Genomic DNA, 623 nt, shown 5'->3' with positions numbered 1-623 from the left:
TAAGAAGCTTTCTTGGTGATGCGCTAGACACCACTTAGCGATAATCGAGCCACCACGCGAAACAATCCCCGTCACTCGTTTCGCCGTCATTGGAACATAGCGAAGTAGTAAACCAGCATGGATAGTAAAGTAATCAACACCCTGCTCTGCTTGTTCGATTAACGTGTCGCGCATGACTTCCCAATTCAGGTTCTCAGCAATGCCATTTACTTTCTCCAAAGCCTGATACATAGGAACCGTACCAATTGGCACCGGGCTATTGCGTAAAATCCATTCGCGAGTTTCATGAATGTTACGGCCGGTAGAAAGGTCCATCACGGTATCGCCACCCCAGCGTGTCGCCCAGACAAGTTTCTCCACTTCTTCTTCGATTGAAGACGTGACCGATGAGTTACCAATATTGGCATTCACCTTAACTAAGAAGTTACGGCCAATAATCATTGGTTCAGATTCTGGATGATTGATATTCGAAGGAATGATGGCGCGACCTTCTGCGACTTCTTTACGAACGAATTCTGCAGTAATGTCTTTAGGTAGATTTGCACCGAAGCTTTGACCAGGATGCTGCTGAGTCAGCACGTCATCGCGATATTTAGCGCGCCCCATGTTCTCACGCAGTGCAA

The 623-nt window shown here is 47.2% G+C and carries 1 protein-coding gene; it reads right to left on the bottom strand.

Going from position 1 to position 623, the window contains the following annotated elements; all coding sequences use genetic code 11:
• Positions 1 to 623: phosphomethylpyrimidine synthase ThiC (locus R7Q09_RS26625; protein WP_318144006.1), on the bottom strand; the 623-nt coding region annotated here is incomplete at both ends.

It is taken from the genome of Vibrio sp. 2130-1, from assembly GCF_033339515.1.
Note: the sequence above shows the minus strand (reverse complement) of the source record. Positions and strands in the feature narration are given on the sequence as shown.